This window comes from Microtetraspora sp. NBRC 16547 (genome assembly GCF_030268965.1).
In the GTDB taxonomy this organism is placed as follows: Bacteria; Actinomycetota; Actinomycetes; order Streptosporangiales; family Streptosporangiaceae; genus Microtetraspora.
Genome location: NZ_BSSE01000039.1, coordinates 16,651 through 43,571, shown reverse-complemented (window position 1 = coordinate 43,571; position 26,921 = coordinate 16,651). Strand labels below are relative to the sequence as shown.

The 26,921-nt window shown below is 68.7% G+C and carries 22 protein-coding genes, 1 tRNA gene and 1 pseudogene; 10 read left to right on the top strand and 14 right to left on the bottom strand.

Translation table 11 applies throughout. The features are described 5' to 3' along the window. Positions 1-91: 91 nt before the first annotated feature. Together QSK17_RS32850 and QSK17_RS32845 are read right to left on the bottom strand one after the other, a co-directional pair. On the bottom strand, positions 92-1,393 hold the full coding sequence (locus QSK17_RS32850) for an FAD-dependent oxidoreductase (RefSeq protein WP_285709916.1): 1,302 nt from the start codon (positions 1,391-1,393) through the stop codon (positions 92-94). Between the two features lie 140 nt (positions 1,394-1,533). Next, on the bottom strand, positions 1,534-1,857 hold the full coding sequence (locus QSK17_RS32845; RefSeq protein WP_285709914.1) for a carotenoid oxygenase family protein: 324 nt from the start codon (positions 1,855-1,857) through the stop codon (positions 1,534-1,536). 109 nt (positions 1,858-1,966) lie between these two features. Between QSK17_RS32845 and QSK17_RS32840 the strand changes: the two genes are divergently transcribed. The 4 genes and pseudogenes from QSK17_RS32840 (at position 1,967) to QSK17_RS32825 (ending at position 6,105) form a co-directional block, all read left to right on the top strand. Then, positions 1,967-2,545 (top strand): dienelactone hydrolase family protein, encoded by a 579-nt coding sequence (locus QSK17_RS32840; RefSeq protein ID WP_285709912.1) that lies wholly within the window; start codon positions 1,967-1,969, stop codon positions 2,543-2,545. 357 nt (positions 2,546-2,902) lie between these two features. Then, positions 2,903-3,031 (top strand): annotated as a pseudogene (locus tag QSK17_RS32835) (AAA family ATPase); the annotation flags it as partial. Positions 3,032-3,180: 149 nt separating this feature from the next. Continuing rightward, a complete protein-coding gene (locus tag QSK17_RS32830) occupies positions 3,181-5,109 on the top strand; it encodes a Xaa-Pro dipeptidyl-peptidase (protein WP_285709910.1) in 1,929 nt (642 codons plus the stop codon). 270 nt (positions 5,110-5,379) lie between these two features. After that, complete coding sequence (locus QSK17_RS32825) at positions 5,380-6,105, top strand: HAD family hydrolase (RefSeq protein ID WP_285709907.1); 726 nt, start codon at positions 5,380-5,382, stop codon at positions 6,103-6,105. A gap of 38 nt (positions 6,106-6,143) precedes the next feature. Here QSK17_RS32825 and QSK17_RS32820 read toward each other — a convergent pair whose 3' ends face one another. Together QSK17_RS32820 and QSK17_RS32815 are read right to left on the bottom strand one after the other, a co-directional pair. Further along, entirely contained in the window at positions 6,144-7,256 is a 1,113-nt protein-coding gene (locus tag QSK17_RS32820; protein WP_285709904.1) for a winged helix DNA-binding domain-containing protein, read from the bottom strand. A gap of 159 nt (positions 7,257-7,415) precedes the next feature. After that, positions 7,416-8,432 (bottom strand): RNA polymerase sigma-70 factor, encoded by a 1,017-nt coding sequence (locus tag QSK17_RS32815; protein WP_285709903.1) that lies wholly within the window; start codon positions 8,430-8,432, stop codon positions 7,416-7,418. Between the two features lie 175 nt (positions 8,433-8,607). Between QSK17_RS32815 and QSK17_RS32810 the strand changes: the two genes are divergently transcribed. Both QSK17_RS32810 and QSK17_RS32805 read left to right on the top strand, forming a co-directional pair. After that, on the top strand, positions 8,608-9,105 hold the full coding sequence (locus QSK17_RS32810; RefSeq protein WP_285709901.1) for a carboxymuconolactone decarboxylase family protein: 498 nt from the start codon (positions 8,608-8,610) through the stop codon (positions 9,103-9,105). Positions 9,106-9,119: 14 nt separating this feature from the next. Beyond that, positions 9,120-9,887: an SDR family oxidoreductase gene (locus QSK17_RS32805; protein ID WP_285709899.1), complete on the top strand. Its 768-nt coding sequence runs from the start codon at positions 9,120-9,122 to the stop codon at positions 9,885-9,887. Positions 9,888-10,588: 701 nt separating this feature from the next. Here the strand turns inward: QSK17_RS32805 and QSK17_RS32800 are convergent. The 3 genes from QSK17_RS32800 to QSK17_RS32790 all read right to left on the bottom strand — a co-directional run bounded on the left by QSK17_RS32800 (position 10,589) and on the right by QSK17_RS32790 (position 16,028). Continuing rightward, on the bottom strand, positions 10,589-11,692 hold the full coding sequence (locus QSK17_RS32800; RefSeq protein ID WP_285709897.1) for a 3'-5' exonuclease: 1,104 nt from the start codon (positions 11,690-11,692) through the stop codon (positions 10,589-10,591). Positions 11,693-11,975: 283 nt separating this feature from the next. Continuing rightward, positions 11,976-14,408 (bottom strand): RICIN domain-containing protein, encoded by a 2,433-nt coding sequence (locus tag QSK17_RS32795; protein ID WP_285709946.1) that lies wholly within the window; start codon positions 14,406-14,408, stop codon positions 11,976-11,978. A gap of 723 nt (positions 14,409-15,131) precedes the next feature. Then, positions 15,132-16,028: an IS1380 family transposase gene (locus QSK17_RS32790; protein ID WP_285709896.1), complete on the bottom strand. Its 897-nt coding sequence runs from the start codon at positions 16,026-16,028 to the stop codon at positions 15,132-15,134. Between QSK17_RS32790 and QSK17_RS32785 the strand changes: the two genes are divergently transcribed. Continuing rightward, positions 16,022-17,008, top strand: a complete 987-nt coding sequence (locus QSK17_RS32785) for a tyrosine-type recombinase/integrase (RefSeq protein ID WP_285709893.1) — start codon at positions 16,022-16,024, stop codon at positions 17,006-17,008. The genes QSK17_RS32790 and QSK17_RS32785 overlap by 7 nt on opposite strands. A 25-nt stretch (positions 17,009-17,033) precedes the next feature. On the opposite strand, the gene QSK17_RS32780 is transcribed toward QSK17_RS32785, so the two are convergent. Together QSK17_RS32780 and QSK17_RS32775 are read right to left on the bottom strand one after the other, a co-directional pair. Next, the gene (locus QSK17_RS32780) at positions 17,034-17,651 is read right to left on the bottom strand and encodes a hypothetical protein (RefSeq protein WP_285709891.1); all 618 of its coding nucleotides are present in this window, start codon (positions 17,649-17,651) and stop codon (positions 17,034-17,036) included. Between the two features lie 215 nt (positions 17,652-17,866). Then, a tRNA-Lys gene (locus QSK17_RS32775) sits at positions 17,867-17,943 on the bottom strand. 88 nt (positions 17,944-18,031) lie between these two features. On the opposite strand from QSK17_RS32775, the gene QSK17_RS32770 reads away from it, so the two are divergent. Both QSK17_RS32770 and QSK17_RS32765 read left to right on the top strand, forming a co-directional pair. After that, the gene (locus QSK17_RS32770) at positions 18,032-18,877 is read left to right on the top strand and encodes an AAA family ATPase (protein ID WP_285709889.1); all 846 of its coding nucleotides are present in this window, start codon (positions 18,032-18,034) and stop codon (positions 18,875-18,877) included. Between the two features lie 64 nt (positions 18,878-18,941). Continuing rightward, positions 18,942-20,351, top strand: a complete 1,410-nt coding sequence (locus tag QSK17_RS32765; RefSeq protein ID WP_285709887.1) for a vWA domain-containing protein — start codon at positions 18,942-18,944, stop codon at positions 20,349-20,351. A gap of 70 nt (positions 20,352-20,421) precedes the next feature. On the opposite strand, the gene QSK17_RS32760 is transcribed toward QSK17_RS32765, so the two are convergent. After that, the gene (locus QSK17_RS32760; RefSeq protein WP_285709884.1) at positions 20,422-21,201 is read right to left on the bottom strand and encodes a nuclease-related domain-containing protein; all 780 of its coding nucleotides are present in this window, start codon (positions 21,199-21,201) and stop codon (positions 20,422-20,424) included. Between the two features lie 182 nt (positions 21,202-21,383). Between QSK17_RS32760 and QSK17_RS32755 the strand changes: the two genes are divergently transcribed. Continuing rightward, positions 21,384-21,983, top strand: coding sequence for a TetR/AcrR family transcriptional regulator (locus tag QSK17_RS32755; protein WP_285709882.1), 600 nt, complete (start codon positions 21,384-21,386; stop codon positions 21,981-21,983). Positions 21,984-22,018: 35 nt separating this feature from the next. Here QSK17_RS32755 and QSK17_RS32750 read toward each other — a convergent pair whose 3' ends face one another. The 4 genes from QSK17_RS32750 to QSK17_RS32735 form a co-directional block, all read right to left on the bottom strand. Next, positions 22,019-23,242 carry an acyl-CoA dehydrogenase family protein gene (locus QSK17_RS32750; protein ID WP_285709880.1) on the bottom strand — a complete coding sequence of 408 codons (1,224 nt, stop codon included), beginning with the start codon at positions 23,240-23,242 and terminating at the stop codon, positions 22,019-22,021. After that, positions 23,239-24,411 (bottom strand): acyl-CoA dehydrogenase family protein, encoded by a 1,173-nt coding sequence (locus QSK17_RS32745; RefSeq protein ID WP_285709878.1) that lies wholly within the window; start codon positions 24,409-24,411, stop codon positions 23,239-23,241. Before QSK17_RS32745 ends, QSK17_RS32750 begins: the two co-directional genes overlap by 4 nt. 204 nt (positions 24,412-24,615) lie before the next feature. Beyond that, positions 24,616-25,827 carry an acyl-CoA dehydrogenase family protein gene (locus QSK17_RS32740; protein ID WP_285709876.1) on the bottom strand — a complete coding sequence of 404 codons (1,212 nt, stop codon included), beginning with the start codon at positions 25,825-25,827 and terminating at the stop codon, positions 24,616-24,618. Positions 25,828-25,830: 3 nt separating this feature from the next. Then, complete coding sequence (locus tag QSK17_RS32735; RefSeq protein ID WP_285709873.1) at positions 25,831-26,829, bottom strand: phosphotransferase family protein; 999 nt, start codon at positions 26,827-26,829, stop codon at positions 25,831-25,833. Between the last annotated feature and the right edge of the window lie 92 nt (positions 26,830-26,921).

The following is a 26,921-nucleotide window of genomic DNA, read 5'->3' as shown; positions in this document are numbered from 1 at the left end:
CGAGGATCACGCCCGCCCGCGCAACCCTCCCGGAACTCTGGAACGCCAGGCGGTCCGGCTGCTCGCCCTCCTCGATACGCCATAGAGGCGCTCAACCGCGCAGGATGCGCCACATCACGGCGGGGCGGACCAGAGCCGAGGGCGGGTCGATCAGACCGCTCACCCGGCTGAAGGCGACCGCGACCCGCGAGTCGCGCGCGGCGACCCGCTGCAGCCTGCTGAGGTACGCGTTGAGGACGCGGCTCGCCACGGTCCGCTGATCCTTGGCCTCGCGCAGGGCCAGATCCGCGCCGGTGGACATCTGCCAGGCGGAGTCGAGCGCTCTGGCTACTGCGGCGAAGTAGCGGCCCGCCAGATCACGGGTCCCGTCGCGCAGGCTGTCGCGCAGCGCGAGCGCGTCAAGCGCCCCCACCGTCATGCCCTGGCCGTAGACCGGGTTGAAGTTGCAGACGGCGTCCCCGGTGACGAGGAGCCCTTCCGGGAACCGGTCCAGCCTCTCGTATCTGCGCCGCACGCTCGTCGGAATCCTGGCCACGCCGATCTCGCCGAGCGGCTCGCCCCGGCGTACGGCGGCGGCCACGTCGGCCGGAGCGACCTCGTCCAGCCAGGCCAGGAAGCCCTCGGGGTCGGCGGGCGGGCGCACGCCCGCGCTGCCGCCCAGGGTCACCAGCCAGCGGTCCCCCTCCACCGCGCAGAGCGCCGCGCCCTTGAGCCTGCCCGGGTAGGTGCCGACGATGATCATCCGGTCGCCGGCGACCTCCGCCTCGGGAAGCCGCAGGTACCAGGTGGCGTACGCGACCTCGACCTTGACCGTCTCCTCCTGGGGGCGGTCGAACCCCATCGCCTCCAGCCACGCGGGCGTCCGCCCGCCCCGGCCCATCGCGTCGACGACGAGATCGGCGCGCAGTTCCCGCGGCCCGTCCTCCCCCGCGACACCGACCCCGACGACCCTGTTCTCCTCGGTGAGCAGGCCGGTGACCTGGCTGCGGTCCGCGATCACGAGACGATCGAGCTCCCGCGCCCGGCGGAGGATGTGACTCTCCAGGAAGGGCCTGGTCGCGGACACCCCGCTCTCGCCGGTCGGTATCCGCGCGAACTCGAAGCCTCCCATGATCATTCGGACGTGCACGATCATCTCGTACGGCACGGCACCGCCGGCGATCATGCCCTCGGTCAGGCCGGGGTACAGCTCCTCCATGATCTGGAGTCCGCGGGGCAGCAGCGCGTGCCCGTGAAACCCCTGCGGCACGCCCTTGCGGGGCTTGTCACCGTTCAGCACGTCGCGCTCGATCAGGGTCACCTGGTCGTAGAAGTCCGTCAGCACGCGGGCGGCCAGCAGCCCGCTGATTCCCGCCCCCAAAACGATGGCATGTTCACCGACCCGTCGCGTCACGGGACGAGTTTGCCGGAAAAATCATGAAAGATCGAGATTCTTAATCCGCCGCCACGACCACACGCGGACGTGAATGACCGGCGATCGTCAAGCCGGTCGCATAACGCAGAAAACCCGGCCCGGTGACTCCGACCTGGGCGTCATCGGTCCTCCATCCAGGAACCGTGAAAACCGGCCGGAACCCGACGCTGCAGCCGTACGGACGCCACGTGGGACAGGTCCGCCGCGTCGAGGACCAGCAACTCCGCCCGCGATCCCACGATCGTGAGCAGCCAGCCGTCATCCTCGACGCCGCCCGCCTCGGGGTCTCTGGGCACGAAGACCGCCTCGCCCGGGGAACCCTCAGTCCGGTACGTACGGCTCACTCCGGTGACGACGTCGTACTTCACGATCTCCTCACCGGTCACCGCGTACAGGTGCCGGTTGGCCAGGCCGGTGCGCCGGTCGTCGATCGTCGTAACCACTCGAACCTCTTAAGGATCTTTGCGGCGCTGCACTAGGCACATCAAGAGCGGCGGATTGCCGGGAAAGCGGCATCTGGTCAGAGCTTAGGCCCGGTGGTAGACAAACCGCATGACTGAGATCGTCCTGTTCCACTCCGCTCAGGGCCTTCGACCCGGCGTCTCCGCCGCCGCCGACATCCTCCGGTCGGCGGGCCACACCGTACGCACGCCTGACTACTACGACGGAGAGATCTTCGACGACATCGAGGGCGGCCTGCGCAAGCGCGACGCGCTGGGCTTCGCCGAGATCGAGCGCCGGGCGCGGGAGATCCGCGCGGACATCCGGGGGCCGGCGGTTTTCGCCGGGTTCTCCCTCGGCGCGTACGCCGCCCAACTCCTGGCCGCCACCCATCCCGCGGCACGCGGCGCGGTCCTGCTGCATGGCGGTGTGACCGCGGACGAGGTCACCTCCGGGCCGTGGCCGTCGACCGTTCCGGTCCAGGTCCACTACATGGAGCGCGATCCATGGATCGACGCCGCCGAGATCGCCGAGCTGGGCCGCGCGGTCACCGCCGCCGGCGCCCACTTCGAGGCGCACGTCTATCCCGGCGAGACGCACCTGTTCACCGACCCGGACCTCCCCGGATACGACCCCGACGCCGCGGCGCTCGCCTGGAAGCGGGTCATCGATTTTGTCAAATCACTATGACTTGACATCACAAAGCGAGTCATTGCAATTACTTCGAGTATTTGGGTCACGCTTTCCGGTACTCCTCCCCCTAAACCCTCGCCCGACCGGAGGAATCGGCGAAAGGGGTTTCCCATGAAGATCGAGATCAAGAAGGTCGAAGAAGTCGAGACCACAGGAAACAGCAACAGCTGCTGACTGTCCCGTGGGGCCGCCGATGCGGTGGCCCCACACCGTCTTCTTCCAGGAGCCCAGCCGATGTCTCGGGTTCAGGTGAATCCGGCTTTCCCTCTATTTCTCGACGATTTCCAAGGACGGGCCAGGCTCGGAGACTTTCCTCCGACCGGCCCGAACATCCTCTTCGACAAAACCCCGGCCGCCGCGGATCTGATCGTGATCGACGAGGCGTCCATGCTTGACCTGCACCTGGCCACCCGGCTCTGCTCGGCCGTCCCCTCGGGCAGCCACCTGCTGCTCGTGGGCGACCAGGACCAGCTTCCGAGCATCGCCCCCGCCCCAGACTCGCCGGGCCGTCCCCGCTGAGCTATGTCACATAGCAGAACCAAGGTGATGTCAAACACATAAAGGGATCTTGTCGCATATGCGGACACTCCTGGAGATTTACGGATGATTCCCCCAGTCTCTGGAGGCTCTCCGTGCCGCACTTACGAGCAGCCCTCGTCGCCGTCGCCGTGGTCGTGATCGGCGCCACCCCGGCCCACGCGACCACCGACCCCGCCGTCACCATCGAACAGGGGCGCAGCCAGCCCGTCTTCTCCTACACCGACGCCATCCGCGAGCACGTCTACGTCGAGTCGAGCGTCGACAGCGACTCCGACGGGCGGCTGGACCGGGTCCGCGTCGACATCATCAGGCCCAAGGAGTCGGGTTCCGGGCTCAAGGTGCCGACGATCATCGATGAAAGCCCGTACTACGACAACTCCGGCCGAGGCAACGAGTCCGAGCGCAAGGTCTACGACTCGGCCGGAAACCTCGCCAAGTTCCCCCTGTTCTACGACAACTACTTCGTGCCCCGCGGGTACGCGGTGCTCAACGTCGACATGATCGGCACCACCAAGTCCGACGGCTGTCCCGACGTCGGCGGGCGGGCCGACGTGCTGGGCGGCAAGGCCGTCATCGACTGGCTGAACGGCCGCGCCACCGCCTACCACGCCGACGGCACGCAGGCGTTCGCCGACTGGAGCACCGGCAAGGCCGCGATGATCGGCAAGTCGTACGACGGCACGCTGGCCAACGCGGTCGCGGCGACCGGCGTGGAGGGCCTGGAGACCATCGTCCCGATCTCCGCGATCAGCTCCTGGTACAAGTACCAGCGCTCCAACGGCGTGGTCTACAACTACAACTACATGTCCTACCTGGCGAGGGTCATCGACACCGACCCCGTCGCCAAGTGCGCCGCCGTACGGGCGCGCCTGGACGCCGAGGCCGACGACAGCACCGGCAACTACAACGCCTTCTGGGCCGAGCGCGACTACATCGCCGGCACGCTGGGCGACGCGTCCAAGGTGCGGGCCAGCGTCTTCGCCGTGCACACGGTCAACGACCTGAACGTCAAGCCCGACCACTTCTCCACGTGGTGGGAGGCGCTGGCAGACAGGAACGTGCCGCGCAAGGTCTGGATCGGCCAGTACCAGCACGTGGACCCCTTCGACTTCGAGGGGCGCCGCGATCTGTGGGTCGACACGCTGCACCGCTGGTTCGACCGCTGGCTGCTCGGCGTGCAGAACGGCATCATGGACGAGCCCCGCGCCGACGTCCAGGTCAGCCCGACCAACTGGATCACTCAGCGCGACTGGCCGACGCCGTCCGCGTCGACCAAGTTCTTCCGCCCGGCGATCGACGGCTCGTTGAACCTCAGCCCGGGCAAGAACGGCGAGACCGCGACCTTCACCGACGTCCGCCAGTCCGAGGACGCGATGGTGGCCGACGTCGGCACGACCAAGCCGGGAAGGGTGGCCTTCACCACCGGCGAGCTGCCCCGGGACCTGCGCATGTCCGGCACGCCTGAAGTGGACCTGCGGGTCGCGCTCGACAAGCCCACCTCGAACCTGACCGCGCTCCTCGTCGACTTCGGCACGGACACCAGGGTCGACTGGCGGCGCGGACAGGGCATCACCACCCTCACCGAGAGGAGCTGTCACGGTGAGAGCACGCCCGAGGACAGCGCCTGTTACAAGAAGGTCGTCACCAACCTGGCCACCCGGCCACTCGAGATCGTGGCCCGCGGCTGGATCGACGCGCAGAACCGCGACTCGCTCAGCGAGTCCTCGCCACTTACCCCGGGTACGTACGCCCAGGTCAAGTGGAAGACACTGCCGCAGGACTACGTCTTCAAGAAGGGACACCGGATCGGCCTGGTGATCGCCGGAACCGACTCGACGTACAGCGGTGAGAAGGCCACCGGCACGCAGGTCACCATCGACCTGCACAAGAGCAGGGTGCAGATCCCGCTCGTGCTCGGCGTCGGCCACTCGCTGAGCGACGGTGACATCCCGAAGGACAAGGGCAAGTGGCACGGCCCGCAGCAGATCGACCTGCCGGTGCCGGAGAGCAACCTTTACTGATCCGTTGAACCGCGCCGGGATCTTCCTGGCGCCGTATCCGGGCCCGGCGGCATCCCCGCCGGGCCCGCCCGCCTATGTACGCCTCAGACGGACGAGACGACGTACAGGCTCCACGAGCTCGCATTCGACGTTCAACGGCTGCGAGAAACCGGAGGTGTTGTACAACCGAAAGGCCGACACCGTTGACCGACTGATCGGGACGCACCGCCAATCGTCTCTGGAGCCAGTGGTGCTTGCGCATGGCTTTCCAGCCAGGCGAGGATCGCAGACATGATCAAGGGTGCCATGTTCGACTTCTCCGGAACCCTCTTCCGTGTCGAGCCAACCGAGACCTGGCTCCGCATGGTGGTCACGGAAGCCGGCTACGACATGCCGGAGGACGATCTCACCGCCTGCGCCGCCCGGCTCGAAGAGGCCGGAGCACTTCCCGGCGGCCCTCTTCCGCGCCGCGTTCCCCCGGACCTGGCCACGCTGTGGAGGGAACGCGACCTGAGCGCCGAACGGCATCGTGCCGCATATACCGCGCTCGCGCGGGAGGCGGCTCTCCCCTGTCCGGACCTGGCCGATGCGCTCTATGACCGCACTCTCACACCGGCAGCCTGGCAGCCCTATCCCGACACCGAGAGCACGCTCAAGGAGCTGCGCGGACGAGGGATTCCCGTCGCCGTCGTCAGCAACATCGGCTGGGACCTGCGTCGCGTCTTCCGCCACCACGGAGTGGACGACCTCATCACGCACTACCTGCTCTCCTGCGAACAGGGAACCAAGAAGCCCGACCCGGCGATCTTTCAAGCCGCTTGCACCCTGCTCGGCCTCGCACCCGACGAGGTCGTCATGGTAGGTGACGACCGCGCTGCCGACGGCGGCGCAGCGGCCCTGGGCTGTGCGGTCCACCTGGTCGACCACCTACCGGTGGACCAACGTCCGGCAGCCCTGACCGCCGTCCTCGACCTCCTCGATCCCTCTGCCACCGAAAGCGCCCTGCCGCCAGCATGAACCACCCGCGACGCGGCGAAGCCCGCATGCTTCGCTGGTCACGGCCAGCGCACCTCCGGGGTGCGTTCCACGAACTGCGCGTACTGCTCGAACGCCCGCTCAACCTCCGCCCGGTCGCTTCTGTGGAGCGGTACGAGCGGCTGAACGGCGATCCGTACCTGGCTCTTCGCGAGGGTGCGTTTCCAGGTGGCCACGACCCGGCCGGCGCGTACCACGGTGGACTGGAAGACCCCGTTGTTACCGGGGATGATGGCCGCCTTGTGCTCGTCGGCGACCATGAGCGAGCGGTCCTTGTAGCCCAGCAGGTATTCGTCGAACCCCGGCAGCACGAGCACCTCGTCGTCGCCGGCCGGGGGAGGGGCGGTGTCGAGGAGCGCGGCGTCGAGGTACGTCTCCACCCCGTGGACGGTCACCCGGGCCAGCGCGTCGCCGGCCACGGCGATGCCGCGTTTGGCATCGGCCGCGGTCAGGCCGGTCCAGCCCGCGAAGTCGTGCCGGGTGGTCGGCCCGCGGCCGCGGAAGTAACGCAGGGCGACGGTGCCCAGCGCCTCGTCGCGCTCTGGCCGGTGCGGGTCGGGAACCCACTCGTCGAGCAGCACGAAGCTCTGCTCGTTGCCGATGTTGGGGGCGATGCACAGCAGACCCCGCTGGCTGGCGTACCACAGCAGGTGGTAGCCGCGCTGGCCACCGGTGTCGATGCCCTTGCCGGCCAGCAGGGCCAGGCACTCCGACCGGCTCAGCCGCCCGCCGCCGGCCAGGGCCGCGCCCAGCACCTCCATGGCCGCAACGGCGGTCTCCTCCGAGAGGCCGAGTTGTTCGCGCCGCCTCGCCGCGCCGTTCAGCACCCGGACGCCCATCAATTCGAGCATCCAGCGGGCGTCGCGGGACGGGACAAAATGGATGGTGCCGCGCATCGGCCACGTGCGCAGCGCCTCACGCCGCTCCAGCGCGGCGGTGACGTCGGCGGCGGTGGATCCGGGCAGTCGCGCGCCGAACGACCACAGACCGCTGGCCAGGTCTTGCGCTTGCATCGCCCCGAGCCAGGTCACCACCTCGGCCACGCCCGTCGCCCGGCCGGCGCCGCCGGGCGACGCTCGTAGCAGCAGGCTGGATATCCGCAGGCCGAGCACCTGTTGGGGGGTGAGTTCCACTGATTATCGCCTCCTCGCGGTCACCGTAGCCTTCGCCGCCGACAATCCCGCCGATGTGATCGCCTGCTGGTGAGCCCGGGTGGGCCGGGCGCTTCGAACTCCTAACAAAAAGGCTCCCCGCTCGACGACGAGTCCTTGAACCCTTCGGTGCCTCGACTCTCACCAGCCAGGTCGTTCCTTGGCATGGTGGCTCGTGGCAGTGGCCGCGTGTGATCTCCGGGGCGCACCGGGCTGTTGGTCGTTCCGGCCTGAGCGGCTCACGGCGGTCTCCTGTTCCATACGCGACAGCTTCTCGGGATTGCGCACGTGGTAAGCGCCGGTGACGTAGCCGTTCTCCACTCGCACCGCCACCACGCCGTCGATCTCCCCATTGACGCGGACGAGCAGCCCCGGGCCGCCATTGATCTGCACCAGCTCGACCGACCTTTCTGCGTCGCGCTTCCACCAGCCGACGGCCAGCAAGCGAGCAACGTTGTCAGCCCCCACAATGGGCCGCAGCAGGGCATGCTTGACACCGCCGCCGTCGCTGAGGGCGACGACGTCCGGCGCGAGGATGTCGAGCAGGCTCTGCAGCTCGCCGGTCTCGACCGCTCGCTGGAAGGCCTGGAGTGCGGCTCGGTGCTCGGCGGGGGAGCCGGTGCCGCGTGGCCGGCGCGCGGCGACGTGTGCCCGTGCTCGGTGGGCGATCTGGCGTACGGTAGCGGGGGTCTTGTCGACGGCTTGGGCGATCTCGTCGTAGTCCAGTTCGAACACCTCGCGCAGCACGAACACGGCCCGCTCGGTCGGCGTGAGCGTCTCCAGCACCAGCAGCATCGCCATCGAGACGCTGTCGGCCAGTTCGACGTCCTCGGCCACATCCGGGGTGGTCAGCAGCGGCTCGGGTAGCCACGGCCCGACGTAGGTCTCCTTGCGCCGGTCCAGTGTGCGAAGTCGTTTCAGCGCTTGCCTGGTGGCGATCCGGATCAGGTACGCGCGCTGGTCCAGCACCGGGCCCAGGTCGACGCCCACCCACCGCAGCCAGGTCTCCTGCAGGACGTCCTCGGCGTCGGCGGCGGAACCGAGCATCTCGTAGGCGAGGGTGAACAGCAGGTTGCGGTGGGCGACGAACGCCTCGGTGGCCGAGTCCATGCGACTGCCACGAGCTGTGGCCGTCGGTTGCTCAGTTCGTTCGCTCATCGCTGGTTCCTGCCTGTTCGTTCGCGACTGCCATATCCGTACGATCCCGGTCCCCGCCGCTTTGTGACACCGACGATCGGTGGGCTATGTCACATAGGTCCCGCTGTCACAAGGAGCGGGTCGCCGGGATCTCTTGCTCGTAATGACGCAACACCACGAGTAAGGAAGTCCCAGCATGTCCACACCCACGACGACCAACCTCCGGTCGCGCATGCCCAACCCCCTCCCGTTCGTCCCCGAGATGGCGGTAGTCGGCGAAGGCCTGCACAAGGTCATCAAGAACGGCTCGATTCCGCAGGTCACCATCCACCTGCTGCAGCTGCGCGCCGGGCAGATGCTCGGCAGCACGTACTTCACCATCAGGGAAACCGGCAACCTCCGCCAGGCAGGGGAATCAGAGGCGCGCATCACCGCCGTGGCGACCTGGCGGGACGCCACCTACTTCACCGAGGCCGAACAGGTCGCGCTGGAGCTGGTGGAGGCCGTCCTGTCCCCGAACCCGTCCGGGGAGCGAGTCCCCGACGAGCTGTACGCCAAGGCGTCCGCGCACTACGACGACAAGGCGCTCTGGACGCTCATCATGGCGATCGCCCACATCGGCTTCTTCACCCCCGCCGCTCTCATCGCCAAGCCGATCCCCGGCATGCCCCCCGGCCAGAACTACAGCGAGTAAGAAAGGGATAAAGCATGAGCATCACCAAGTTCGCGGTGGCAGGAGCGACCGGGCGGCTGGGACGCCACGTCGTCGACGTCCTCACCGAACGGGGGCACCAGGTCGTGCCGATGTCACGAGCCACCGGCGTGGACATCATCACCGGTGAGGGCCTGGCCGAGGCGCTCACCGAGGTGGATGTCATCATCGACGTCGCCTCGTGGCACGCCTCCGAGCAGGAAGCGGCGACGGAGTTCTTCCGCACGTCGGCCCGCAATCTGCACGAGTACGGCCAGAAGGCAGGAGTCGGCCAGATCGTCGTCGTATCCATCATCGGCACCGACAAGGCCACCGCCGGTTTCATCGCCGCCCAGCAGGTGCACGAGGAGGCCAACCTGTCCGGCCCGCTGCCCGCTCGTATTCTGCGGGCTGCGCAGTTCCACGAATTCGTCGGTCAGCTCCTGGACTGGCAGCAGGGCGACGTCGCCTACATCCCAGCCTTGCCCACCCAGCTCGTGGCCTGCCGCACCGTGGCCGAGGAACTGGTCGACCTGGCCACCGACCCCGACGCGCCCGCCCAGCCCGCTCCCGGAACACCGATCCCCGAGATCGCCGGACCCCGCAAGGAGACCATGGCCGAGGCGGCCACACTCCTCGGTGCCCGCCGAGGCATCAAGGTCGTCGGCGTCGACGGCTCCGGCATGCCCGATGCCGAGACCGCCGCCAGCGGCGGGTTCCTGCCCAGCCCTCACGCCAAGCTCGCCGGCCCCACCTTCCAGGAGTGGCTCGACACCCAACCCTGACACGGTCGTACGACCCGCCATCGAGTGCCAGACTGCAGCACGAGAGCAGCCCGACAATCGAGCTGTTCCGCCACGATCTCGATCCATCGGACGGGTAGACCGTCCAGCATCCTCGCGCACTCGCTCCGGCTGACGCTCGGCATGGGCCACATTGATGGCCGGCCAGCCGGTCAGCTTGTCCGGCGTCCGCGACCGAGCACTCCCGAAACAGCCTGTCGTGAAGGGAAACGTCACCCAGGTACACGCCCCGGTTCTCGGAAGTGCTGAGCTGGCCGTATGTCACGGCCTGGCCCTCGTTCTCGGAAGCTCACGGCCCGGGAGCTTCCGAGAACACGGTCTTCTCGGAACCTCGCCGACCTCGCCCAACGCCACATGATGCGCCGTGAGGAGATCGCGGACGAGCACATCGACCGCCTGCTCGACGAGGTTCTCTGATGCCCGGCCTCACCCGTCTCAACCGGCGCTGAGCGGCAACGCCGCCGCCGACGCGCCGCACCGTGCCGCGCAGGTCCCGACCATGTGGGGCCCGAGTCCGGCCCCGGCCCTTCTCCGGTGCCGGGGTCAGTACTTGGACCCCACATGCGCATCCATGAGTGGGACCGAGAGCACCAAGACGGACCTCCAGAACGGGCTCCCAGCCCACCGCATATTCCGCGGAAGCCTCTGTCCAGCCTCCGCGCGCAGAGGAATGCCCGGCGTGGTCAGCATGGATCCGGCCAGACGCCCCGCTCGGACAGGTGGAGAACGAGGGCGGCGATGTTCCAGGCGTCGTCCTCGCCACGGTGGTGACGGCCTTCGAGCCGCTGTCCGGCGATCTCCAATGCCTGTGCCATGCCAGGGCGTTTGCGCAGGCCGTATGCCTCGGTGAAGGCCGCTTTGGCGTTGGTGTGGTGCCGGCCGAAGGGATAGGGCGCCCGGCTGGCCTGGCACTGCCGGGTGAACTGGTGGCGGTCGTAGTCGCCCCAGCTGGCCCACGGGCGCGTCCCGGCGTGGTGTTCGGCCGCCAGCAGCCGACACGCCTCGGCGAAGCCGACGCCTCCGTCGACCTCGTGCTGGGTGAGGCCGGTCAGCTCCGTGCAGAACTCACTGACCGTGGACCGGACGGGCCGCACCAGGATCCGATGGCGGGCGAGGCGCTCCCCCATGTCCAGATCGACGACGGTCAGCCCGATCTCGATGATCTCGCTGACCATGCTCGGCGGTTGGTAGCCGGCCCAGCAGGTGGCTTCGACGTCCACGACGTTCAGGAGGCGCTCGGCCCCGGTGCTGTCCATGGCGGGAAGCGTAGGGAGGAGCGGCAGCTCAAGCACCTGGTTTTGCCTGGGGGTGCGAGCGGCTCGCCCACCAAGCCGACCTCCGTGGACGAGTGCCAGATCGTTGTCATCCTCGTGACGGCAGCCATACAGGCCCGACAGGAGGCCCAGTCCGATCTCCAGCGCAGCCGCGTTCTCACCGATCTTCACTCGACGGGACAGGTCGTCCAGATAGGGCTGGATGACCTCGGCCGCCATCTCGGACGCGGCGTCCACCGGATCGACGTACCCGCCGCCCCACTGTGGACCCGCCCGATCGGCGAGGTCCCGGATGTGGAGCAGACGCAGCTGCCTGGCCACCGAGTCCGCCACCTCTTCACGATCCTGACCTTTCAGCATGGCCTCGGCCAGCCGTTCCGCCTCCGCCAACAGCACGGGCAGACTGGACACATGGGGATCGATCAGGTGACGCTGGCCAGGCTCCGCCACCAGTACGGGGACAAGGAAGCCGACCATGCCGAGGCCGCGATCAATGTGATCGTCGGTGAACACGGCCTGGAGGCGGTCACCGCGCGCCGGTTACAGGAATTCCTCTGGCACATCCTGCCGGTCACGTGGCTCATCGACCACCCCGAGCAGGTGACCGTCGCACTGGCTCACCTTTTCACCTTGGCCGGGCTCGACCGCTACGCCGACTTGGCCTCCTCCGCCCGGACCAGGGAGATCCACTCCGTCTACGCCACAAAGGGGAACGATGGCGATCAGCGAAAGGCCCCGGCATGTCCCGGGCGGTGTGCGCGGGACATGCCGGGGCCGGCTGCCAGATCCGTGAAAGTTAGCAGCCCGGCGGGCTGGTCGGCGGGCGCCAGCCGTCACACCAGTTCGCCGGCGGTCCCCAGATCTGCCCGACCGAGGGAAGGCCAGTTCCGGTGGTCAGGTCCTTCACCTCGTAGGTGACGAGGTAGACCTGGTTACCGATTTTCGGGTAGTAGACTCCGCCGACAATGGGTCCCCAGAACATCCAGCGCTCATTTTTGCCGGCGCTTGAGGGCTTGCTGGCGTCGTAGTAGTGATCATGGGTGAATACCGTCAGGTCCCTGAAATCGTAGCTGACGACCTGCAGATGCATCGTGACCGCGCACTTGGGGCCGTTGAGATATCCGGTGGCGAAGAGGAAGGCACCACCGATGGGCCCGCTGCCGGGCCTGGCGGATGCTTGCTCCCAGTCGCCCTGGAATCTGCACCTGCCGTTGCTGACGTCGACCAACCGCTTCGGATGGGTCACCGAAACCCACTGGCCGGCCGCCGCCGCCGCGAGCGCCGTCTTCCCCACCGGGGCTGGGCTCGCCGCGGTGCCTGCCATGGTGGCCGTGGATGTGCTGGTCACCGAGGTCGTTGTGTCCGGGCCCGGCGAGTAGGTGGTGGCGGTATGCAGGGTCCACGATTCGTTGGGGAGGTTACGGGCCACGACGGCGACTGCCTTGGCGCCTGCGAGGGTGCTGGCGTTGGAAATGGAGAGCACACAGGTGCTACAGAAGCTGATGGCGCTCTTGAGCTGGATCTCTGAGCTGGCCGGGCCGACCTGCTGGATCCACTGCTGCTCGGCGCCGGATCCACAGGGCGCTTGGAAGGCCTGCGCACTGCTGGGGGTGTTGGTCGTGCCGATCGACAGGCACAGCCCGCTGTTGGTGTTCTTGAGTTGCCGCCCTGTGGTCCCGTACCAGGTCCACTGTTGTTCGGTTCCGCTGGAGCAGGGCTGCTGTACGGCAAGGGCGCCGGCGGCGGTGCTGGCTCCGGCGATCGCCAGGCAGCTGCCGCTGTTGGCGTTGCGGATCCGGTAGCTGGGCGCTGCCGGGTCGGCAAGCGCCCGGTCACCGCCGCCGCAGGCTTCCGGTGCCAGAGGAGTGAAGCCATAGGTCTCGATGAGCCCGGTGTTCCGGCAGATCAGCGAGTCTTTGCCGGTGAAGGCCTCCCGCCACGGGCTCACCCGCTGCTTCTCCGCGGGGACCACGTTGTACAACCGGTGCACCAGCGGCCGGCCGTAGCCGGTGTTGAGCACGAACGGCCGCTTCACCACCCCGCCGCCCTGGACGAGCCCGCCCAGCGTGAGTGCGTTGCGGTTATCCGGGACCGCCACGCCGTTGTCGTACCCGAGCATTTGACGGATGTACTCGGTGATGGAGTAGGGCATGATCTGGTTGCCCCACTCCTGGAAGGACCCTGTATTGGGCTGGATCGGGAAGCTGCCGTGAGTGGTGGTGCTGATACACGGGTAACGGCCCGCGGACATGTCGGCTTCGGTGATGCCCATCATCTTCAGCCACGCCGTCCGGACCGGGCTCGCGACTGGCAGCAGCGGATACACCGCTTTCCCGTCGACCTGCGTCATCCGGCACTGGTAGATGTCCTTCAACTCACCGAGGGTCAGGTCCCGCTGGTACTGACTGCGGATGGTGTAGCTGACCCCGTCAGGGAACGCCGCCGTGTTGGGCACCACAGGACCCTGCCCATTGGTCTCCGGTGCCCCGATGATGTTCCCCAGCCGGTAGTTCCACGTGTGCTTCGCCCACTGCCCGATCGAATACGGCACGATCGCGTACTCGTCCGATGTCAGCACGCTGGGGTCATTCTCGGAGATCGGACGCCCATTGAGGGTGGTGTCCTTGACGCACGGGTACTTCCCGTTGCTCAGGTCCGCCTCGCTGATATTGAGGGCCGCCAGCCACTCACTGCGCAGCTGCGACCCCGATGCCGGAAGCAGAGGATGGTACTGCGTCGTAGTAGCCGCACAGGTATAGATCGCGCGCAGGTAATCCAAGCTCGGCTCGTGCAGCGGGCTCCTCTGGTCCACCACATACGTGATCCCGTCCAACGCGTACGGCAGGTAGGTCACATTGGCGACCGGGGAGTTCAACTGCGGGGTGGTGGGCTCGCCTGCCAGCCGGGCGAAATCAAGACACCCGTCGGCCACCGCCATCGAGTAGCCCAAGGCGCCCAGCCCGCCGGCGTCGCCCGCCGGGCGGTTCAGCGTGCAGTACGGATTCGTCGTGGGGCTCTTGGTGGTGAACGTGCTCGATAGCTGGCTGCTGGCCGCCTCGTAGGAGGCCAGCACCTTCTGCCCGTTCACCGTCACCGCGTCCGCCATCGCGTTCATCAGTTCCTGTGTCGTCGCCGACCCGCCGCCGGCGAGCGCTCGGTAGGTGGGTGCTCCGGTCGGATCCGCATGTGCGCTCTGGACGGGCATCGCGCTCATCAAGGTCGCAAACATGGTCACGCCCAGCGATGCGGCCAACAATCTGAACCGGCCGGTCTTCCTACTTTTCCGCCATAAGCTATTCAAGCGCTTTCCCCTTATGTTCACATGTCGGACGGAAACCAGCCATCAACGAAAATGATCTTGGCGTTGAGGAGGCCGGAGCGGTTGAGCGTGACCACGCAGTTGGAGCTGCCGTCGTAGGCGAGCTAGATCGTCGCCATGAGGCTTCCCCGCCCTGCGTTCAGGTCGTGGTGGTCGATGACGGAGTAGCGGGAACCGCACACCGTCGCGGGGTTGCAGGGGCTCGTCGCCGCCTGGGCGGGGGTGGCGGCGAACAGGGCGCACGCGGCAGCGCCGGTGAGCGCCGGCGTCTGAACGATCTTATTTATTCGGGCCGCCCCTTCTGGACGGTGAACGGAAAATGATCACAAGTTGATGAGAGAATGACGTTTTCTCACCGAGATCGACTCGGACAGTAGCGCTTTCCTGGGCAGGAACAGGCACGCTCAGCCTGGATGCACCGCGTGATTTCTCCTGATTGATTTCTGGTCCAATTCCTCCGCGAGGGCCGTTTCCACAGGTGAAGCGCTGTTTCCGCGCATGTGGGAGCCGCTGCGTGCGGGTCGCAGCCTGTCCACATGTCCGCTGGGCTCGGGGGCGGGGTTCGTGCGCTGATGGCGCGGGTGACCGTGGGGGGTCGTGGCGGTGCGGGCGGTGACCGGGGGTTCGGGCGGGTCAGGCCGCTCGGGCTGGTGGTGGGTCGTGGACGGCGTCGAAGATGTTCATCCACGCGTGCTGCCAGCGCCAACGCTGCGGCAGGTGGAGGGTGATGTGACCGCGTCCGTGCCGAGCCAGGCGGGCTGGGACCGCGATCAGATGCCGACGGAGTGTGGCACCCTGTGCCTTGGCGTGGACGGGGCCGGCCAGGCAGCCGGTGGCGCGTAGCAGGTTGTGGGTGATCGCGGCGCAGGTCAGCCAGGCGGCGTTCGCGGCGAAGTCGCCGGAGGGGAGGTGCGCGAGGGGGCCGTAGACGAGGTCGGCGAAGACCTGCTCGACGATCGCGTGGTCACGGTGCTGTTCTTCGGCCTGAGGCAGGTGGAACGGGCTGTCGGTGAACACGGCGTGGTACCGGTAGACGCTGAACAGCTCGTCCTGACCGGTCGCGACCTTGGGGTTGAGGCGTTTGACCCGGCGCACGATCAGCCGGGCCGTGACCGCCTGGCCCTTCTTCGAGGTGAACGCCGTGTAGCGGGTCTCGGCGATCTCGGCGTCGGACACCCAGCAGCCGGCCTGCTCATCGAAGATCGCGTCCGGGTACTCGATCGCCTGCCAGGCGTCATCGTCGATGGCGGCGATCGCTGCTTTGATCTTGGGGTCCATCTTCGCGGTGATGGAGAAGTGTGCGCCCGCGCGAAGGCAGGCGGCTATGACCGCGCCGGTGTAGAACGCCGAGTCGCCGCGCACGAGGAGGATGCCGGTGGCGCCCGCCGCCCGCGCGGTGCTGATCGACTCGGCCACGAACGATTCCGCGCCACGGGCTGAGTTCGCTTTCCCACCGCCACATCCGGCTCTACTACCTTCCCCACATCGGCAGGATCCGTCTTGATCGGCTCCAGGTCTCCGACGTGGCAAGCGTCTTCGACGCCATCGACGAGCTCAACGACACCATCGAACAGGCCCGAAGGACCGGCGACACGGCCACCCGAGCCTTGGTCAAAGGGCGCCGACCGGCGGGAGCAGCCTCCAAACAGCGGATCCGCGCGACACTGCGGGCCGCGCTCAACGCCGCGATCAAGCAGCGGCTCATCGACATCAACGTCGCCGCCCTCGTGGAGCTCCCGTCCGGGAAGCGCCCGAAGGCGCTGGTCTGGACTCCCGAACGCGTACGAGCCTGGCGGAGTGACTACGCGCAAGGGCTCGCCGCCGAGCATCAACGGCCCTACGGCAAGCGTCCACTTGACGTCTACATCTCCACGCCACGCCCCTCGGCCGTCATGGTCTGGACGCCCGAACAGACAGGAGCCTTCCTGTCCGTCGCGCGCAGCCACAACCTGTACGCGCTCTACCACTTGATCGCCCTCCGAGGCCTGCGACGCGGCGAAGCATGCGGACTCCGGTGGAGCGACGTCGACCTCAAGGCCGGGATCGTCACCGTGCGCGGGCAGATCACTCAGCTGGGTTGGGCCACGGATCAAGGACAGCCGAAATCGGAAGCAGGCGAACGCCACGTCGCCCTCGACAGCGAGACCATCAAGGTCCTCCGCGCCCACCGGAAAGAGCAGCGCCGGAAGCGTCTTGCGCTGGGAGGCGACTGGGTGGAGAACGACTTCGTGTTCACCCGGGACAACGGCCAGCCGCTCCACCCTGCCCGCGTGACAGACCAATTCGAGCGACTCGCCCACCAGGCCAACCTTCCCCCCGTACGGCTGCACGACCTCCGCCACGGAGCAGCGACCCTCATCCTCGCCGCTGGTTGCGACCTCAAGGTCGTTCAGGAGACCCTCGGCCTGTCCTCCATCACGATCGCCGCCGACACCTACACCTCGGTCCTCCCCGACCTCGCCCGCCAGGCCGCCGAAGACGCAGCCGCCTTGATTCCCCTCAGGCGGTGAGCCTTTTCCTTCTCGTGTGGTGCCGTCAGTCGAACCAGACGACCAGTCGAACGCCGTCAGGCCCGAACCGGTGCGCCAACGCCCGCATCACCTCGAAGACGTGCTCCCACCCGGTGCCCGGTCCCAGCACGTCGAGTCGTGTCACCGGGCCGTACTCGAGTGTCGCCCCGGCAACCTCCCAGCGACCTGCCAGCGCCTCGATGGGCGAGGCTCCCAACGGCGGTATGCCGTACTGCTCGACAACCTCATCGGGCCACTGGTCGTCGATCCGGTACTGATAGACCGGCGAGTCGTGTCCTGGTCGGATCTGGAGCATCCCCCGTGCGGCCGGACGGACTGCCATGTCCAGCTCACGCAGCTCCGCCCACGACACCCACGTGCAGCCCTGCAGGGCGGCATCGAGCTCGTTCGCATAGTCGGCACGGATCGGTTCCGACACGTCGGCTGGTAGGCCCCGGCCGGCCGCGACGGGAGTCCAGCCGAGCCAGTTACGGACGCCGAAGAGGCAACCGAAGGCCGCGTAGTCACGGCCGTCATAGAGCGGGTAGAGAGGCATGGACACCAGCCACGACTCCCCCTCATACCAGTACTCACCGGCGGACGGGTGACGAACCTCGATGAAGCCGTAGATGTCGGTTCCCACGGCGACAGGGTAATCGGACCACGATCACTGCCGGCCGTCCATGTGATCACGACCGACAGAGCCATGAACCGCAGATGGATCATGACGGAAACAAGATCACGACAGACGAGCAACCACGGAGCAACCATCATGATCAGGATGGGGCACAGGGCGCCGTTGGGGTGGGCTCCAAATGAAGAAAACCCAGGTCAGACGTACCGACCTGGGCTTCTTGCTGGTGCGCCGCCAGGGACTCGAACCCCGGACCCGCTGATTAAGAGTCAGCTGCTCTAACCAACTGAGCTAGCGGCGCGTGAGCAGTTAGAGGTTATCGCACCACACAGACCCGTCAAAACCGGGCTAAACTAGAACAACATTCGGTTCGATCAAGAGGAGCGTCGATGTGGTTCGCCTCGCCTGACGAGGTCCGGGGGCGGCTCGCCGCCGTGGACTACCTTGCCGACGACGGCATCGCGACGTCCGTGTTCCTCGCCGGGGCGCTCGGAAAGCCGCTGCTGACCGAGGGGCCGGCCGGGGTGGGCAAGACCCAGCTGGCCAAGGCCATCTCTCAGGCCACCGGCGCCCGGCTGATCCGGTTGCAGTGCTACGAGGGCCTGGACGAGGCCCGCGCCCTCTACGAATGGAACTACAAGAAGCAGCTGCTTCGCATCCAGGCCGACGATGAGGCGTGGGAGGACATCTTCTCCAAGGAGTTCCTCCTGGAACGCCCGCTCCTGAAGGCGATCAGGAGCGACGAGCCGACTGTGCTGCTCATCGACGAGACCGACAAGGCCGACGTGGAGGTCGAGGGGCTGCTCCTGGAGATCCTCTCCGACTACCAGGTCACGATCCCCGAGCTCGGCACGATCATCGCGACCCGCCGGCCGTACGTCGTGCTCACGTCGAACGCGACCCGGGAGCTGTCGGAGGCGCTCAAGCGACGCTGCCTCTATCTGCATCTCGGCTACCCGACGCCGGAACGCGAGCGCGACATCGTCCTGGCCCAGGTGCCAGAGCTTCCCGGCCAGGTCGCCGAGCGCCTCGCCCGTACGGTCGCCACGCTGCGGAGCCTGGAACTGAAGAAGTCGCCCTCGATCGCGGAGACCATCGACTGGGCACGCACCCTGCTGGCGCTCGGCCGTACGGACCTGGACGAGGGGCTGATCGGCGCGACGCTCGGCGTGGTGCTCAAGCACGACTCCGACCAGAGCCGGGCCGCCAAGGAGCTCGGGCTGCCCCGGCCATGACCCAGCGAAGCGAGCGCATCGACGACCACTGCGCGTCTCCCGAGCCGCCAGGCGAGGAGGCGACATGAGCGAACCGCTGCTCGACCGGCACGTGGCGTTCGTGCACGCGTTGCGTGGGGCGGGGCTGCCGGTCTCCTTGGCCGAGGGCCTCGACGCCGCGAAGGCGCTCACCGTGATCGACCTGGCCGAACGCGAGACGCTCCGGGAGGCGTACGCGGCCACGCTGGTCAAGCGCCACCAGCACCGTCCCGGCTTCGACGCGCTGTTCGACCTGTGGTTCCCGCCCGTGATCTCCGACGGGTACGGCCCGCCGGTGCACAGCGGCGACCGCACGGGGCGCCCCGCACAGCCCGCGCCACCCGACATGCCCGCGCCGCCCGAGCCGGCCGAACTCGCCGAGTTACGGGACCGGCTGGCCGACCTGCTGATGGGCGATCCGGACGATCCGGCGTTCCGGGCGTTCGCCCGGGCGATGGTGGAGCGGTTCGGCAAGGTGCCGGCCTCGGGGCACCGGCAGTCGTGGTTCTCGTACGTGGTGCTGCGCGCCCTCTCCCCGCAGACGCTGATCGCGCGGATGCTGGACCGGATGCTTCCCGAGCGGGGCGGTGTCCCCGAGAAGCTCGCCCGCGAGCGGATAGCCCGGAGCATCCGGAAGTTCGAGGAGGCCGTCGCCTCCGATGTCCGGCGCAGGATCGCCGAGGAATCCGGCATCGAGAAGATCGCGAAGGCGACCGTGGGGCCGCCGATCGACCGCGTGGACTTCCTCCGCCTGACTAAGGACGAACTGGCCCGGCTGCGCCGGGAGGTGTACCCACTCGCCCGCCGCCTCGCCACCCGGCTCACCGCCAAGCAGAAACGGGGACATCGGGGACGGCTCGACTTCCGGCGCACGGTGCGGGCCTCGCTGTCCACGGGCGGGGTGCCGCTCACCACGCATCTGCGGCCGCGCCGCCCGCACAAGCCGGAACTCGTGATCCTGTGCGACGCGAGCGACTCGGTCGCCGCGTTCTCGCATTTCACGCTGCTGCTGACGTTCGCGCTGCGCGAGCAGTTCACCAAGGTGCGGGCGTTCGCGTTCGTGGACCACGTGGACGAGATCACCGCGTTCTTCCGGCCCGGCGCCGACGTGCTGGACGCCATCACCCGGATCACGAAGGAAGCCGACATGGCGAGATTCGGGCGGACGAACTACGGCCACGTCTTCACGAAGTTCGCCGAGCGGTACGGCGACGCGATCGGCCCCAGGACGTCGCTGCTGATCCTGGGCGACGCCCGTTCCAACTATCAGCCGCCCGCGCTCGACGTGCTCGGACGGCTGGCCGGGGAGGCGCGGCACGCCTACTGGCTCAACCCCGAGCCGCACCCGCAGTGGGACACCGGTGACTCCGTCGCCACCGCGTACGCCGGGATCGTCCCGATGTACGAATGCCGAAATGTCGCTCAACTCGTCACGTTCATCGAGGATCTCGCCTAGAACGCGGCGGCGGGAGACATGGCGCAGAACCCGGAAGCAGAGAATCCGGAAGCGCGGCAGCGGAGCAGGTTCAGAAACGCAGCCTGGAGCCGCGCAGGATGCGGGCGGCGGTCCGGGCGAGCAGTTCGACCTGCTCCTCCGTCAGCGATCCGTTCGGCTCGGAGCGGATCCAGCGGGCGACCTTGTGCGGGTAGGCGACGGTCAGCCCCTCACCGGTGACCGTCCCGCCCCGGCCCTCGATCTTGCCGCTGTGGACGGCCAGCACCGGCGAGATCGTGACGTCGATCCCCGTCTCGCGGGCCAGCAGCGCGGCCAGCGCCGAGGCGGCGCCGATCAGTCCCTTCGCGACCGAGGTGCCGAACTTCTCGTCGAAGAACAGGCGGTCGCCGTACCTCGCGATGTAGGTGTCCGGCGACCACGCCTCGTTGTCCACGATCCACACCCCGCCGGGCCCGATGACGAGGTGGTCGATCGACGCCTCTCCGGGTACGGCGCGGCCGTCCATGACGCGGTAACCGTGCCGGGTCAGGCCGCGGCGCAGCAGCCGGCCGGTGCGGATCTCGCCGCGCCTGCTGCCCCGCCACACGGCCGTACGGGCGAAGGACCGCCACGCGACCAGGAAGTCGGCGAGCGCGGCCAGGCCGCCCGTCACGAGCCCGGCGAGCAGGGTGTCGGACCAGCCGAACCGGGCCGCCAGCAGGCTGCCGCCGGCGAACCCCGCCACGCCGATGACCCCGCGCGTCCAGAGGCGGCTCTTGCGCCCCGCGAACCAGAAGGTCACGTAGAGGTTCTGCGGCGACGCGCCGGTAAACTTCTCGTCGCGCGGCACGTAGATGGACCCGCTTGGCACCGGATGCCCCCCGAGATCAGGACTGCTCTCCCAACGCTAACCGAATGGGGGCTCCAGGTCTCGAAAACGGAGCTCCAGGTCGCAAAGAGTCGCATTTCCGCAACAAAGACATATACCCGGAAGAATTCTCAGAACCGACCAGTCGGTATGCTGGGTGCCCATCACATCAGGGAGGGGTCACCATGGCGCGCAGCGGAGTCACGGTCGAGGAGCCCGTACGGCATCGCCTGCTCGCCGAGGCCACGCGCCTGTTCGCCGACCGCGGCTTCGAGAGCACGTCCGTCCAGGAGATCGTCACGGCGGCCGGGGTCACCAAGGGCGCCATGTACCACTACTTCGCCTCGAAGGACGACCTGCTCCACGAGATCTACGCCCGGCTTCTGCGTATGCAGATGGAGCGCCTGACGGCGTTCGCCGAGGCGGAGGGCCCGGTCGCGGAGCGCCTGCACGCCGCCGCGGTGGACGTGGTCGCGACCACGGTCGACAACCTCGACGACTCGAAGATCTTCTTCCGGTCGATGTACCAGCTCGCCCCGGACACCCGCAAAATGGTCCGGGCCGAGCGCCGCCGCTACCACGAGCGTTTCCGCGACCTGGTCACCGAGGGCCAGCGAACCGGCGTGTTCCGCGCGGACATCCCGGCCGAGATGGTGGTCGACTTCTTCTTCGGCTCGGTCCACCACCTCGGCACCTGGTACAACCCCGACGGACCGCTCACGGGAGCGGAGGTCGGCCGCCACTTCGCCGACCTCCTGCTCGCGTCGCTGCGGCCGGAGTCCTGACAGCCGGAGTTTCGACGACCGGAGTTTCGACGACCTCAGGCCGGTGCCGGGACGTCCACGAGACCCGCGAGGGCGGTCCGATGCTCTCCCGGAGTGCCGAAGGCGATCTGATCGGCCTTCGCCCGCTTGAGATAGAGGTGCGCGGGATGCTCCCAGGTGATCCCGATCCCGCCGTGTAGCTGGACGCACTCCTCGGCGGCGTGCACCGCCACGTCCCCGCAATGGGCCTGCGCCACCGCGACCGCCACCGCCGAGCCCCCGGGACCCCCGGGACAACCGGCCCCGGGACCACCGAGATAACCGGCCGCGAGGGCGCCGGCGGCGTTGCGCGCGGCGGCACGGGCGCCGCCGATCTCCAGCCACAGATCCGCCAGCCGGTGCTTGAGCGCCTGGAACGACCCCACCGGGCGGGCGAACTGCTTGCGCTCCTTGACGTACTCCACCGTGGCGCTCAGGCACCACTCGGCCAGCCCGAGCTGCTCCGAGGCGAGCAGTCCCGCCCCGAACGCGATGGCGTCCCGCACGATGGACTCGCTCCGAGTGGACTCGCTCCGAGCGACGATCCGCCCCCTGGCCGAGCCGAAAGACACCATGGCCACCGGGCGGGTCAGGTCGAGCGACGTCATGGGGGTGATCGCGACGCCCTGCTCCCGGGTCTCGACCGCGATCAGCGCACTCTCCTCCCGCCCCGGCAGGCTCGCGGAGACCAGCAGCACGTCCGCCGCCTCCGCCCCGGCCACGCCCGTCACCCGCCCGCTCACCACCACATCACAGGCGCCGGTCTCGCCCGTACCCGGCTCGTACGTCACCTCGGCGCCCACCGGCCGGTACGGCGAAGCCGCGAAGGACACCGCGAGAGCCGCCGTGATCTCCCCGGAGGCGAGCCGTTCCAGCAGCTCGTCGGCCACCCCGCTCCCCCCGGCCACCCCGGCCGTACGGGCGGCGAGCAGGGCGCGGGTGGCGACCACGGCGCTGGTGAGGAACGGGACGGGCGCGACGGCCCGGCCCAGCTCCTCCAGCACGACCGCCGCCTCGCGGGCCGACGCGCCCGCGCCGCCGAGCTCCTCGGGGACGAGCAGCCCCGCCGCGCCGATGTCCCGCGCGAGTGCCTTCCACAGATCCCCGTCGTACGGCGTGGCCGACTCGATCCGGGCGAGGACCGCCGCGTGGGGGCACGCGTCCGCGAGCAGGGCGCGGACCGCCGCCCGGAGCTCCTCCTCGACCTCCGTGTAGAGCAGTGAGACCGGTGGCGTCGTCATCGCGGCAGGTCCTTCCAGGGGATGTCCTTGTCGGCTCGCGGCTCGGCGGGCAGGCCGAGCACGCGCTCGGCGATGATGTTCCGGAGGATCTCGGAGGTGCCGCCTTCGATGGAGTTGCCCTTCGCCCGCAGGTAGCGGTAGCCCGCCTCGCGCCCGACGAAGTCGACCGTCTCCGGCCGGCGGAAGGTCCAGTCGTCGTAGGACAGGCCGTCCTCGCCCAGCAGCTCGACCTCCAGGCCGGACAGCTCCTGGTGCAGCCGCGCGAACGACAGCTTCATGCCGGATCCCTCGGGTCCGGGGCGGCCCACGGCGAGCTGCTCGCGAAGCCGCGCCCCGGTGAGGCGCAGGACCTCGGCGTCCACCCAGAGCCGGAGCAACCGCTGGTGCAGGTCGTGCGTGCGCAGCTCGGGGCGGCTCCGCCAGGTCTCGCAGACAGTGTCGATCATCGTGCGGTGGCCGGACGCCCCGCCGATGGCGACCCGCTCGTTCATCAGCGTGGCCTGCGCGACCCGCCATCCGTCGCCGACCGCGCCGAGCCGGAGGGAGTCCGGGAGCCGGACCCCGGTGAGGAAGACCTCGTTGAACTCGGCCTCGCCGGTGATCTGCCGGAGCGGCCGTACCTCGACACCGGGCGCCTCCATGTCACAGACGAAGTACGTGAGCCCGCGATGCTTGGGCACCTCCGGGTCGGTGCGCGCGACGAGGATCGCCCACCGGGCGTTGTGGGCGCTGGACGTCCACACCTTCTGCCCGTCCACGATCCACTCGCCGCCGTCCCTGACCGCGCGGGTGGCGAGCGTGGCGAGGTCGGATCCGGCGCCGGGCTCGCTGAAGAGCTGGCACCAGACCTCCTCCCCCGTCCACAGCGGGCGCAGGAAGCGCTCCTTCTGCTCCTCGGTGCCGAAGCCGAGGATCGTCGGCGCCGCCATGCCGAGGCCGATGCCGATCCGGCCCGGCCGGTTGTCCGGGGTCCCCCGCAGCTCGCTCTCCACGGTGGTCTGGAGATCGCGCGGCGCTCCGAGGCCGCCGAGCCCCTCGGGGAAGTGCACCCAGGCGAGCCCTGCGTCGAACCTGGCCCGCAGGAAATCCAGCCGGTCCATGGCCGAGGGGTCGTTGGCGGCGAGGAAGGCGCGGGCGCGCTCCCGCACCATCGTTTCACTCCATGTCATGAAATATCCCTCCACAACGCGACGGTGCCGTCCCGGGCTGCGCGAGTGCCGTGACCGGCAAGGTTTGCCCGGAAGGAGCGGTGTCCAGGGTGGTGCATGGCAAGGCGGAGGAGGAGGTCGTAGCGGAGCCTACGAGCGACGACGACAACGCGGCGAGGTGCCGCCCTGGGCGACGCGACGGGGCAAAGATTGCCGGGAGGGGCACTAGACCGCGCCCATGTGCTTCTTGAGCTCCCGGTACGCCAGGGAACGCTTGTGCACCTCGTCCGGGCCGTCGGCGAACCGCAGACTCCGGGCTCCCGCCCACAGGGCCGCCAGCGGGAAGTCCTGGCTGACGCCGCCGCCTCCGTGCGCCTGGATGGCCTTGTCGAGGATCCACTCCACCGTGACCGGCGTCGCGATCTTGATGGCCTGGATCTCGGTGTGGGCGCCGCGGTTGCCCACGGTGTCCATCAGCCAGGCCGTCTTCAGCACGAGCAGGCGCAGCTGCTCGATCTTCACCCGGGACTCCGCGATCCAGTCCTGGACCACGCCCTGCTGGGCGATCGGCCTGCCGAAGGCGGTCCGCGCCAACGTGCGGCGGCACATCATCTCGACCGCGCGCTCGGCCATGCCGATCAGGCGCATGCAGTGGTGGATCCGGCCGGGACCGAGCCTGGCCTGGGCGATCGCGAACCCGCCGCCCTCCTCGCCGATCAGATGGTCGGCGGGCACCCGTACATCCTCGAAGAGCACCTCGGCGTGGCCGCCGTGGTCGGCGTCGTCGTAGCCGAAGACCGTCATCCCGCGCCGGACCGTCAGCCCGAGCGCGTCGCGCGGGACCAGGATCATGCTCTGCCTGCGGTGCGACGGCGCTTCCGGGTCGGTCTGCCCCATCACGATGAAGACCGCGCAGTTCGGGTTCATCGCCCCGGTGATGAACCACTTGCGGCCGTTGATGACGTACTCCCCGCCGTCCCTGGTGATCGACGTGGAGATGTTGGTCGCGTCGGAGGAGGCGACGTCGGGCTCCGTCATCGCGAACGCGGAGCGGATCCGGCCGTCGAGCAGCGGCTCAAGGTACTGCTTGCGCTGCCAGTCGCTGCCGAACTGGGCGAGCAGTTCCATGTTGCCGGTGTCCGGCGCGGCGCAGTTGGTGGCCGGGGGCGCGATGGCCGGGGACCGGCCCATGACCTCGGCGAGCGGGGCGTACTGGAGGTTCGTGAGGCCCGCGCCCTCCTCCCCCGGCAGGAAGAGGTTCCACAGGCCACGGCGGCGGGCCTCGGCCTTCAGCTCCTCCAGCACCGGCGGCGGGGACCAGCCGCCGGCGGCCGCCTGCTCGGCGAAGACCGGCTCGGCGGGGTAGACGCACTCGTCCATGAACGCCGTCAACCGCTCGCGCAGCTCCAGCGTGACATCGTCGAACCCGAAATCCATCGGTCAGACCTCCATGAGTCCACGGGCGACCAGCGGGGCCACCTGGTCTCCGATCTCGGCGAAGCCCTCGCCGACCGTGAGCCCCTTGACGTATCGGAAGTGGATGCCCTCGGCGATCACCGCGAGCTTGAAGCAGGCGAGCCCGATGTACCAGCCGAGCCGGGACAGGTCACGGCCGGACACGGCCGCGTAGTGGCCGGCCAGCTCGGGCGATCCCCCCGGCTCGGGTGAACCTGCCGACTCGGCCGGCTCGGCGTCGTGCCCGCCGTCCAGCGCGGCGAATCCACTGTCCAGCGCGGCGAACTCGCCGTACAGCAGGAACAGCGCGAGGTCGGTGAGCGGGTCGCCGAGCGTCGACATCTCCCAGTCGAGGACCGCCCTGACCTCGCCGTCCGCGATGAGCGTGTTCCCGAGCTTGAAGTCGCCGTGGACGATGGCCGGGCGGCCGGACTCGGGGACGGCGCGCGCGAGGCGGGCGAAGAGGTCGTCGATGCCCGGCACCTCCCTGCTGCGGGAGGCGTCGAGCTGCCGCTTCCACCGGCCGACCTGGCGTTCGAGGAAGCCCTCCGGCCTGCCGAAGTCGCCGAGGCCGACGTCGTCCGGCTCGATGGAGTGCAGCGTGGCCAGTACGCCGACAAGGTCGCGGGAGATCTTCGGGGTGACCGGCGGGTGGCCGCCCTCGACGTACTCCATGACGTAGAAGGGCGCGCCGATGACGTCGGGGTCCTGGCAGAGGTGGTAGGTCACGGGCACCGGGACGCCGGTGTCCCCCAGCGCGGTCATGACGCGGTGTTCCCGGCCCATGTCGTGCGCGGTGGCGAGGACGTGTCCCAGTGGCGGCCGGCGCACGACGAGCGTCCGTTCCCGGTCGCGCACGACGTAGGTCAGGTTGGACTTGCCCCCGTGGATCACCTCGCCGCGCAGCGGGCCGCTGGTCAGGCCCTCGCGTTCCAGGTGGTGGGAGAGGCGGGCGAGGTCCAGTCCGGGCGGGTCAGCGTTCACGCCTGGCAGCGTACCGACCAGACGGTATGCATGTCGACACTGCTCTCCCGAGGCCGCCGCGCGGCAGCGTGGCCGGCATCGCTAACCTCCAC